This is a genomic window from Corallococcus praedator (assembly GCF_003612125.1).
GTDB classification, from domain to species: Bacteria; Myxococcota; Myxococcia; order Myxococcales; family Myxococcaceae; genus Corallococcus; species Corallococcus praedator.
In genome coordinates, this window is sequence record NZ_RAWI01000347.1 from 1 (window position 1) to 9,909 (window position 9,909).

Annotated in this window: 8 protein-coding genes and 1 pseudogene; 6 read left to right on the forward strand and 3 right to left on the reverse strand. The window is 69.2% G+C overall.

Annotated elements, in window-relative coordinates; all coding sequences use genetic code 11:
• Window positions 1–726: RluA family pseudouridine synthase (locus tag D7Y13_RS31845; RefSeq protein WP_147452536.1), on the forward strand; the 726-nt coding region annotated here is incomplete at its 5' end.
• Between the two features lie 30 nt (window positions 727–756).
• Complete coding sequence (locus tag D7Y13_RS31850; RefSeq protein WP_120537232.1) at window positions 757–3,330, forward strand: penicillin-binding protein 1A; 2,574 nt, start codon at window positions 757–759, stop codon at window positions 3,328–3,330.
• 30 nt (window positions 3,331–3,360) lie between these two features.
• On the opposite strand, the gene pyrF is transcribed toward D7Y13_RS31850, so the two are convergent.
• Together pyrF and D7Y13_RS31860 are read right to left on the reverse strand one after the other, a co-directional pair.
• Complete coding sequence (pyrF, locus tag D7Y13_RS31855; RefSeq protein WP_120585674.1) at window positions 3,361–4,218, reverse strand: orotidine-5'-phosphate decarboxylase; 858 nt, start codon at window positions 4,216–4,218, stop codon at window positions 3,361–3,363.
• 11 nt (window positions 4,219–4,229) lie between these two features.
• On the reverse strand, window positions 4,230–4,991 hold the full coding sequence (locus tag D7Y13_RS31860; RefSeq protein ID WP_120537231.1) for an SDR family NAD(P)-dependent oxidoreductase: 762 nt from the start codon (window positions 4,989–4,991) through the stop codon (window positions 4,230–4,232).
• A 141-nt stretch (window positions 4,992–5,132) separates the two neighbouring features.
• On the opposite strand from D7Y13_RS31860, the gene D7Y13_RS31865 reads away from it, so the two are divergent.
• Window positions 5,133–5,528 carry a response regulator gene (locus tag D7Y13_RS31865; RefSeq protein ID WP_120585671.1) on the forward strand — a complete coding sequence of 132 codons (396 nt, stop codon included), beginning with the start codon at window positions 5,133–5,135 and terminating at the stop codon, window positions 5,526–5,528.
• A gap of 3 nt (window positions 5,529–5,531) precedes the next feature.
• Here D7Y13_RS31865 and D7Y13_RS31870 read toward each other — a convergent pair whose 3' ends face one another.
• Window positions 5,532–7,352 (reverse strand): AsmA family protein, encoded by a 1,821-nt coding sequence (locus tag D7Y13_RS31870; RefSeq protein ID WP_120585672.1) that lies wholly within the window; start codon window positions 7,350–7,352, stop codon window positions 5,532–5,534.
• Window positions 7,353–7,414: 62 nt separating this feature from the next.
• On the opposite strand from D7Y13_RS31870, the gene D7Y13_RS31875 reads away from it, so the two are divergent.
• The 3 genes and pseudogenes from D7Y13_RS31875 to D7Y13_RS31890 all read left to right on the forward strand — a co-directional run.
• On the forward strand, window positions 7,415–7,774 hold the full coding sequence (locus D7Y13_RS31875) for a hypothetical protein (RefSeq protein WP_120537228.1): 360 nt from the start codon (window positions 7,415–7,417) through the stop codon (window positions 7,772–7,774).
• A 62-nt stretch (window positions 7,775–7,836) separates the two neighbouring features.
• The gene (locus D7Y13_RS31880; RefSeq protein WP_120585673.1) at window positions 7,837–8,520 is read left to right on the forward strand and encodes a pilin; all 684 of its coding nucleotides are present in this window, start codon (window positions 7,837–7,839) and stop codon (window positions 8,518–8,520) included.
• Between the two features lie 939 nt (window positions 8,521–9,459).
• A pseudogene (locus D7Y13_RS31890) lies at window positions 9,460–9,909 on the forward strand (hypothetical protein); the annotation flags it as partial.

Genomic DNA, 9,909 nt, shown 5'->3' on the forward strand with positions numbered 1-9,909 from the left:
GTATGGACGGCCATGCCGCTGGACCCCAGCCGGCTGGTCATCCTCCTGGAGGACGACTGGATGATGGCCGTGGACAAGCCCAGCGGCATGGCCGTCCATACCGGCAGCGGCATCACCGGGGGGACCCTGGTGGACTATGTCCGGGACTACCTGGGCCCCAAGGCGACCCGCAACGACTTCACCGCCTCCCCCGCCCACCGCCTGGACCGGGAGACCTCCGGCGTCATCCTGGTGGCCAAGCGCCGCCCGGCGATGGTGCATTTCACGGAAATCTTCACGAATGGCCACCCGAAGAAGCGCTACCTGACCCTGGTGAAGGGGAAGATGCCCAAGGATTCGGGCGTCATCGACCTGCCGCTCGCCGAGCACCAGCAGACGGCCGAGTCCAAGTCCCGTCGGGGAGTCAACATGCAGGCGGCGGTCACCCGGTGGAAGGTCGTGCGCCAGTCGAGCGAGGCAGCCCTCCTCTCCTGCACCATCGAGACCGGGCGCACGCATCAGATAAGAAGGCACCTGGTCGCCGTGGGTCACCCGGTGGTGGGTGACAAGAAGTATGGCGACTTCGCCCTCAACCGCGACGTGCGGGCGCGATGGGGGCTCAAACGTCTGTTCCTGCACGCCGAGCGCATCGAATTTCCGCACCCCGAAGATGGCAGGAAGGTCGTCGTGGAGACTCCGCTCCCGCCAGAGCTGACGGATGTGCTGAAGCGGGCGGCGCTCCTCTAAGCCTTGAGCCCAGGACTCGACAGAACACGCATGGCCGATCCGAAGACTGACCGCAGCCGCTCCAAGCTGGTGCTCGACGGCGTTCCGCCCAAGCGCAACATCCTCGTGCGCCTCCTGAAGCTCACCGCCGTGCTGGGCCTGATGGGCGCCACCGCGGCGGTGCTGGCCGTGGTGGGCGCCTACTACATCTTCTCCGACGGGCTGCCCGCCATCCCGAAGGTGGACGAGTACTGGCCGCCCATCGTCACGGAGGTCTACACCGACGACGCCGTGCTCGCGGGCGAGTTCTACAACGAGCGGCGCAAGGTGGTGCCCTACGAGCGCATCCCCAAGCGGCTCGTGCAGGCGTTCATCGCGAGCGAGGACTCCAGCTTCTTCGACCACTTCGGTGTGGACGTGCTGGGCACCACGCGCGCCGTCACCAAGACGGTGCTGACGAAGCTGGGCCTGCGCGGCGGCGGCGTGCAGGGCGGCTCCACGCTCACGCAGCAGACCGCGAAGGCCGTCCTCATCTCCGCGGAGGGCTACAAGGAGGCCACCGCGAAGACGCCCAAGCGCAAGATTCGCGAGGCCATCCTCGCCTTCCGGCTGGAGCAGGCGCTGACGAAGGAAGAGATTCTGTACCTCTACCTGAACAACGTCTTCCTCGGGCACCACAGCTACGGCGTGCAGAGCGCGGCGGAGAACTACTACCGCAAGGACGTGCGCGACCTGACGCTGGGGGAGATGACCCTCATCGCGGGCCTGCCCCAGGCGCCCAGCCGCTACTCGCCCTTCCTCCGCCCGGAGTCCGCCAAGCGCCGCCGCAGCTACGTGCTGGGGCGCATGCTGACCGAAGGGATGATCTCCCAGGAGGAGCACGACACGGCGAACAACGAGCCCGTGAAGGTGTACCCGGTGGAGGACGTCTTCCACGAGTTCGCCCCGTACTTCGTGGAGCAGGTGCGCAAGGACGTGGTGGACCGCTACGGCAACCCCGTGCTCCTCAAGGACGGCCTGAAGATCTTCACCACCATGGACAGCGAGCGCCAGCGCGCGGCGCAGGACTCCGTGCTGGACGGCCTGATGTCCGTGGACAAGCGCCAGGGCTGGCGCGGGCCGGTGCAGCAGCTGACCACCGACGCCGAGCGCCGCGCCTTCATCGAGAAGTCCAAGAAGGCGATGGGCAAGGAGGAACTGGTCGACAACCGGCTCTACGTGGGTGTCGTCACCCATATCGACGATGACGGCAGGGGCGCGGACGTGCAGGTGGGACCGCACGCGGGCCGGCTGCCGCTGCTCGGCATGCGCTGGGCGCGCAAGGTGAACCCGGAGGGCTACTACCCGGCGATGATGATCACCTCCGTCAAGAAGGCCGTGGCGGTGGGCGACGTCATCGTGCTGCGCCACGTGACCAAGAAGGAACTGACGGACGACCGCGAGCAGTGGGACAAGAAGCTGGCGGAGGCCATCCCGGAGGAGGGCGTGAAGCTCTTCCGGCTGGAGCAGACGCCGGAGGCGCAGAGCGCGCTGGTCTCCATTGATCCGCACCGCCAGTACCTGACGGCGATGGTGGGCGGCTACGACTTCGACGACAACGAGTTCAACCGCGCGTTCCAGGCGTGCCGCCAGCCGGGCAGCTCCTTCAAGCCGTTCGTGTACTCGGCGGCGCTGGAGCAGTTGAACTGGACGGAGGCCACCATCATCGTGGACTCGCCCATCGTGGAGCACGACCCGGACAACAAGGTGTCGTGGAAGCCGGCCAACTACAGCGAGGAGTTCGTGGGTGACGTGCTCTTGCGCACGGCGCTGGTGAACTCCATGAACATCCCCGCGGTGAAGACCTTCGGCGCGGTGGGCGTGCACAACATGGCGGACTGGGCGAAGAAGCTGGGCCTCACCACACCCATGAACATGGACTTCTCCGCCGCGCTGGGCTCCTCGTGCGTGTACCCGCTGGACCTGGCGAACGCGTACGCGACCTTCAACCGCTACGGCCGCAAGAAGCCCACGTACTTCATCCGCAAGGTGGAGGACCGCTTCGGCCGCACGCTGGAGGACCACACCGCCTTCGACGACGCGTGGGCGCCGCTGCAGGACCGCGTGGCCGCCGGCTACGCGCGCCTCTTCGAGCCGGGCGAGCAGGTGATGAGCTCGGAGACGGGCTTCATCCTCACGCACCTCTTGCGCGGCGTGGTGCTCCAGGGCACCGGTGGCCCCGCGCAGAAGCTGGGCAAGCCGGCGGCGGGCAAGACGGGCACCACCAACGACTCCTTCGACGCGTGGTTCTCCGCGTACACCAAGGACCTCGTGACGGTGGCGTGGGTGGGCTACGACCTGAACCCGCACCCGCTGGGCCGCTACGAGACGGGCGGCCGCGCGGCGCTCCCCATCTGGCTCAACTACATGAAGCGCGCGCTGGAGGGCCGGCCGCAGCCGGAGTTCTACCCCTGGCAGTCCATGGAGCTGGCCCGGCTCTACATCGACAAGAAGACGGGCAAGGTGTCCCACCCGGGCGCCAAGGGCGCGGAGCTGATGTTCTTCAAGAAGGGCACCGAGCCGAAGGAGGCCGTGCCCGACAAGAACCAGGTCGGCGTGGATCAATTCATGATGGGCGCGCAGTAACCCGCGCGCCGCATCACCGGTAGCAACCCGTCAGGCGCCTTCGCGGAACACGCGCGAGGGCGCCTGATGTGCTTCCAGCGCCTCCTGGAGCGCGGCCTTGTCCGGCCCGGCCTCCAGCACCGAGCGCGCGGCGGTGGGCAGCACCTGCCGCTCGCGGCGGTAGAAGAGCTTCGGCAGGTCCGCGAAGCCCGCGCCCTGCGAACCGATGCCCGGCGTGAGCAGGAGCGCGTCACCCAGGCGCTCCACCACGTCGCGGTCCGCGGGCGGCAGCGTGGCGCCCATCACCGCGCCCGCGGGCAGCACGCCGGGGCCCGCCTTCGCGTTGAGCTCCCGCAGGCCATCCGCCAGGGACTGGGCCACGGTGCGGCCGTCGGTGCCGGTGGCGTTCTGCACGGGCACGCCCTCCGGGTTGGACGAGCGCACGACGATGAAGGCGCAGGCGCCGTGGGCCCTCGCGCGCTCCACCGTCTTCGCGAGCGCGCCCAGGCCCAGGTACGCGGTGAAGGTGGCGGCGTCCACGTCGTAGGCGCTGCCCTTGCCGAAGAGCGACTCCGCGTAGGCGTCCATGGTGGAGCCGATGTCGCCGCGCTTCACGTCCAGCAGCGTGAGGGTGCCGGCGGCGCGGAAGCGCTGGAGCACGCGCTGGAGCACGACGAGCCCTTCGGGGCCGTGGCGCTCGAAGAAGGCGCTCTGCGGCTTCACCACCGCGAGCCGCTCTCCGGCCGCGTCGGCCAGGCGGTCGCAGAAGTCGGACAGGCCCTGCGCGGTGTCCGGCAGGTTCCAGCGGGCGAGCACTTCGCGCGACGGGTCCAGGCCCAGGCAGAAGGGGGAGCGCGCGTCGGCGAGCCGGGCGAAGCGCTGGGCGAAGGACTCGGGCGTCGTCGTCACGGAGGGCTCCTTCACTTCAGCCGGCGCGCGGTGGCGTCGAACAGCGGGTTGGGCATCGCCTTGAGCACGCGCATGGAGGCGGACACCTGCCAGGGGAAGCTCACCTCCGACTGGCCCGCGAAGATGGCGCGGCCCATCAGCTCCACCGCGTCCTCGGTCTCCATGAGGAAGGGCATGGGGAAGCGGTTCTTCGCCGTCAGCTCGCTCTTCACGAAGCCCGGGAAGACGCAGGTGACGCCGACGCCGGTGCCCTTCAGGTCCACGCGCAGGCTCTCCATGAAGGTGGCGAGGAAGGCCTTGGACGCCGAGTAGGCCGCGTGGCCTGACAGCCCCCGGTGCCCCGCGAGGCTGGAGATGCCCACCACGTGGCCCCGGCGGCGCTCCACCATCTGCGGCAGCACCGCGCACAGCGTGGCGGCGGCGCCGGTGACGTTGGTGTCGATGATGGCGCGCGCCCTGTCCCAGTCCATGCGCTTGCCGTGCGTGGGGCCGCCCACGCCCGCGTTGGCGACGACCAGGTCCAGTCCGCCACACTCCGCGTCGATGGCGCGGATGCGCTCCTGGGCGGCCTCCGCGTGGGTGACGTCCATGACGACGGGCTCCACGGTGGCGCCCGCGGCCTGGGCCTCCGCCGCCAGGGCCTGCAGTTGGGACAGCCGTCGCCCGGTCGCGAACACGCGCAGGCCGTGCTTCGCCAGCCACAGCGCCAGTCCACGTCCCAGCCCGCTCGAGGCGCCTGTCACCAGCGCCGTCCGGTAGGTCATCTCCGCCATGCCGTCCTCCAGAGGGTGTCGCAGCGCCCGTCTTGTCGCACGGTTGCGCGTCCAAGGGCACGCAAAACCCCTGCCCCCGACCGCGGGGCGAGGCGAAGTCCCCGGCCGGTGGACACCTTCCTGGGCGGAAGTGAGAGGCCCATGTCCTGGTGGAACAGCATCCTCGTGGTGGACGACGACCTGGACCTGCTGCGGGCCTACAAGGAAGCCCTGGAGCTGGACGGGCACACGGTGGTGCTGGCGCGCGACGGGCATGAGGCGATGCGCCTGCTCAACCAGGGCCTGCGCCCGGCCCTCATCCTGCTGGACCTGCGGATGCCACGGATGGACGCCTGGGAGTTCCGCGCACGGCAGCGAGCGGACCCGGCGCTCGCTTCCATTCCCGTCATCGTCCTGTACGCGTTGGACGCGGGGGCTGACGCCATGAGCGCCCTGGGGGTGGAGGGCTTCCTGGAGAAGCCCGTGGACCTGGACGTGCTCCTGCGCGCCGTGGCGCCCTACCTGACGCACGGCGGGTGGGACGTCCATCCGCAGTAGCTGTCAGCGGAAGGGTGGCGCCTGCTGTCCAGCGAACCACTGCTTCGCGTTTACCAGGTGCAGGCCGTTGTCGCCGGGCCTCAATTCGATGCCGCCGGTCACCGGTCCCAGCGTCGTCAGCAGGGCGCCCGTGATGTTGCCCTGCACGAGGTCCAGGTGGCCCTCCAGGGAGAAGCTGTCGCCCTTCGCCTTCAGCTCGCGCACCTGGAGCCCGCGCTCGTCGATCTGCACCTGCCCCGTCACCTCCACCTTCGGGATGTTGAGCAGGGACGTGAGGAAGGCGGGCAGGCGCTTCGACGAGGTGATGAGCGCGACCAGCGGCTGCGTGTCGGTGAGCTGGCTTGAGAAGCGCGCGGACAGCACCGTGGGCGACAGCGTCAGGCTGGCGCGCGGCAGGCTGAACGTGCCGCTCCAGGCGCGGATGGGCACGGGGCCGTTCGAGGACACATTGCTCAGCCGCAGCGTCGTGCCGGCGAGGCCCAGCTCCTTCATGTCCCACGACAGGTGCCGCGCATCCACCTCCACCTCCGCGCGCAGCAGGACCTTGTGCTTGCCCATGCTTCCGGACACGAGGTCGGTGTCCATGCGCAGCTCCAGCGCCTTGCGCGCCTTCGCCCTCTTGGAGCGTTCCTCGCTGCGCACCGTCACGTGCCCGGAGTCGATTTCAAGCGTCTGCTCCAGCCACGGGTTGAGCAGCCGCAGGTCCAACGGCCGGCTCTTCGCCACGTTCAGCTCCGGCTCCAGGTCGAAGCCCGGCTGCCCTTCGCGCCGCCGGGCGAGGACGGTGAGGGCCACCTCCGGCACCTCCACCCCGTTGCCCTTGGGCCCGGAGACCTTCACGGGCGCGAAGGCGATGTGCAGCTGTCCCGCGGGCTGTCCCGGGCGCTCCTCGTCCATGGACGCCTTGAGGCTCCAGGGGGCGCGCGCGCGCATGGGGCCCGCGCGCAGATCCAGCTCCGCGCCGCGGGCCTCCAGCCGGCTGCCCGGCTCCAGCGTGTTGCGCTGCATGCGCACGTCCAGGTCCAGCCGCCCGCTCCCGCCGCGCAGGGACACCGGGGCGCTTGGGCCCAGCAGGTCGTTCACCCAGTCCAGCGGTAACAGGTCCACCTTCACCTGGGCCTGCCCGCCAATGGCCTGGGAGAGGTCATAGCCCTGCTCACCCTGGAACGGCGCGTCCAGGCGGGCACTGGCGGACAGCGCCTCCAGGCGCGCGACCCGCTTGCCATCCACCTCCATGAAGCCCTCCGCCACGCGCACCGACGGCAGGTCCACCTGGAGGCGCTCACGGGACTGGAGGTTGAGGGCTCCATTCACGTCCAGCGCGCCGACGAAGCGCACGCGGCTGAAGTCCAGCTCGCGCACCCCGTGCAGCGTCACGTCCTCCAGGTTGATGACCCAGGGGCGCGCGTTCGGATCCGACGGCTCCTCCTCGGGCGCGGGTGAGGGCTCCAGGTGGAAGGTCGCCCCGTGCCCGTCGATGCCGTGCACGTCCACGCGCTTGCGCAAGAGGCCCGTCAGCGACATCCCGGCCGTCAGGGCATCCACCTCCACCTTCCACCAGCGTTCGGTGTCCTGGTTGGTGAGGGTGAAGCCCTTGAGGTGCAGCCGGCCCACGGGCCACAGCCACCAGGCGCGCTGCCACGACAGCTGCGTGCGGTCCGTCCCCCGGCGCATGATGGCCTGGACGACGCCGACGTTGAGCGCCACGTTGATCAGCACCTCCAGCACGACGACGCCCAGGAGGATCCACAGGGGGATGCGCCACCACCGCTTGTTCCTGCGAGGGGCTGCGTCCGGGGCATCCAGGGGCGAGGAGACGGTCATGGAGAGGCCGGGGAGCGTATCGCGGATGTCTGGGGCCGGATGGATTGGTAGAACGCCAGGGCATGGACGCGAACATCCAGAGTCACTTCGTCAACCTTCGCAGCGAGGACGCTGACTCCCGCTACGCCTCCTACCGGCACCTCATGGCCGTGACCGATGCGCCCGTGGACAAAGCCTTGCAGGCCGCCGTGGTGGACCGTCTGTCCCAGCGCTTCCGGGAGTGCTCCACGGAGAAGAACGGGACGCTGGTCCGTTACGACATCCTGGAGGTCTTCCGGAAGACCTACGACGTCGTGAAGGAAGATGCGCTCAAGCAGCTCGCGCTGTCGCTCATCGAGACCGAAGAAGATCCGAAGTACCGCAAGAAGTACGCGGGGCTGTGGAAGGACCTCGTGGCGAAGAAGCGCGCCGCGAAGGCTTGAGTCGCACTCCGCGTGACTCGATGACGTGAGGCGTTCTAGGGTCCCGCGCCCTGGAGGAAGTGATGCCCACGATGTCCGACGATGTTCCCGCCGCGCCGAAGAAGTCCGTACTGCCTGGGGTTGCCCTGGGTTTCGCCATCGCCAGCCTGTGTCTGGGTTGTTTCTGGCCGGTGGCCGTCGTGCTGTCCATTGTCGCGTTGGTGAAGGCAGGCAAGCCGGGGCAGTCCGGCAAGGGGCTCGCCATCGCGGCCCTCATCGTGTCGGTGGCCGCCTTCTTCTTCATCGGCATCCAGGCCGCCATCGCCATTCCCAACTTCATCCGGTTCCAGGCGCGCTCGAAGCAGGCGGAGTGCAAGGTGAACCTCAAGTCCATCTACCTCTCCGCGCAGGCGCGGCTCGCGGAAGAGCAGCCCCTGGGGTCCCTCACGGAGCTGGGCTTCGCGCCGGAGCCTGGCAACCGCTATGCCTACGTGCTGCGCCTGCCGGACTCCTTCATCCCGGTGAGCGAGCGCTTCACCGCGATCGACCCGAGCGGAATCCAGACGGCTTTGGAGAACGCCGGCGTGGAGCCGGGCGTGCAGGGCGAATGCCCCGAATGCACCCTGACGGCCGTGTGCGTGGGCAATGTGGACAACGACGACACGCTGGATGTGTGGAGCATCTCCACCGCGGAGCGCACCGACGCGAAGGGCAAGGCCATTGCTCCCGGAGAGGTGTTCAACCACGTGAATGACGTCCAGGAGTAGGGCCACCCCGGGCGATTGACGCAGGCAGTGCGGAGGGCCTCGCGGCGAAGCAGCGCGCCGCGAGGCCTTTGCTTTTTCGAGGGGCTCATTCCGGCCGCTCTTTCCGCGGGGTCAGTGGACGGCGGGCTGCTCCTCGCTCGCGGCCGTCTCCTCCTCGGGTGGGGCCGCTGGCAGGGCGGGAACTGCTCGAAGGTCTTCAGGAACTGGCCGAGGAAGGGCATGAGGTTGTAGCCGTCGAAGACACCACGCGGGTGTCTTCGGTGATGCCCAGCGCATCCAGCGCATCCAGCGTGTCGAGCTGCGTGCCGTCCGGGTTGGCTCAGCAATGCAACACACCGCGCGGGCCTTGGGGTCGTCCACGTTCTCCGGCTCCTCCTCCGCGTTGAGGTGGTAGAGATTGCCGAAGAACTCATCGAAGCCGTGCACCGTGGGCAGGTACTCGTCGCGGTCGCCCAGGTGTTCTTGCCGAACTGGCCCGTGACATGGCCCAGCGGTTTGAGCAGGTCCGCGATGGTCGGATCCTCGGGCTGGAGGCCCAGCTTCGCGCCGGGCAGCCCCACCTTGGTGAGGCCCGTGCGGTACCCCATGGCTCCCTGGTGGTCGCAACTGGGATTGAACCAGCCGATGTCGTCTCCGAAGATGACCAGGATGTTCGGTTGCTTCCTCGCCATGGCTTCTCCTCCGCACGCGTCGTGAGTGGCTGGATTCCAGAACGTCCCAAAGGTGCAGTGCCCTGCTGGCAAGGAGGAGGTGCAGGGGAACGGGAGGTCGTGACGGCTGCTTTCGCACGCGGCCTTGTCGCGGCCCTGGCGCTCGGTCCACTCGGCGGCCCTGTGTTGTCTCCGAGCCGACGCGTTCCCACCCTCCTGTGGAACGCTCTTCATCCGCCGAAGCCGGACCGACGGGAAGGATGGGTGGGTGATGCAGGGCAGACGGCTCATGGGTCCTGTGGAGGCGCTTCGCAACCTGTCGCTGTCGCTGGCGCGCCTCGCCGCGAGCGAGGCCGCGAGCGGCGCGGTGCACGGCTCAGCGGACGGGCTGCGCAAGGAGCTGCCGGAGTTCGACGGGCAGCTGCGTGCGCTCCTCGATGATGCGCTCACGGTGCTGGGGCGGCTGGCGCATGAGGCCGCCGAGCGCGAGCGCGTGGCGCCGACGGTCGCGGCCCATTCCCTGGCGGGGGCGGCCATGGCGGGGGCGCTGGAGGCGCTGTCGCGGGAGTGGAACGAGGGCGGCCTGCCCCTCCACGCCTTCGTGGTGCGTCTCAACCACCTCTTCGACGAGGCGTTGCTGTTCGCCCACTCCCGCACCGATGAGATCCGCAAGCCGGGGGAGCGCGCCCAGGCCATGGCGCGGGGCGTGGTGAAGGCGGCCACGGAGCAGCTTCACGAG

Excerpts from the sequence above, each read along its gene's own strand:
- D7Y13_RS31880 (WP_120585673.1), top strand. The coding sequence starts at position 7,837 with ATGCCCACGATGTCCGACGATGTTCCCGCCGCGCCGAAGAAGTCCGTA.
- D7Y13_RS31850 (WP_120537232.1), top strand. The coding sequence starts at position 757 with ATGGCCGATCCGAAGACTGACCGCAGCCGCTCCAAGCTGGTGCTCGAC.
- D7Y13_RS31875 (WP_120537228.1), top strand. The coding sequence starts at position 7,415 with ATGGACGCGAACATCCAGAGTCACTTCGTCAACCTTCGCAGCGAGGAC.
- D7Y13_RS31865 (WP_120585671.1), top strand. The coding sequence starts at position 5,133 with ATGTCCTGGTGGAACAGCATCCTCGTGGTGGACGACGACCTGGACCTG.
- D7Y13_RS31860 (WP_120537231.1), bottom strand. The coding sequence starts at position 4,991 with ATGGCGGAGATGACCTACCGGACGGCGCTGGTGACAGGCGCCTCGAGC.
- D7Y13_RS31870 (WP_120585672.1), bottom strand. The coding sequence starts at position 7,352 with ATGACCGTCTCCTCGCCCCTGGATGCCCCGGACGCAGCCCCTCGCAGG.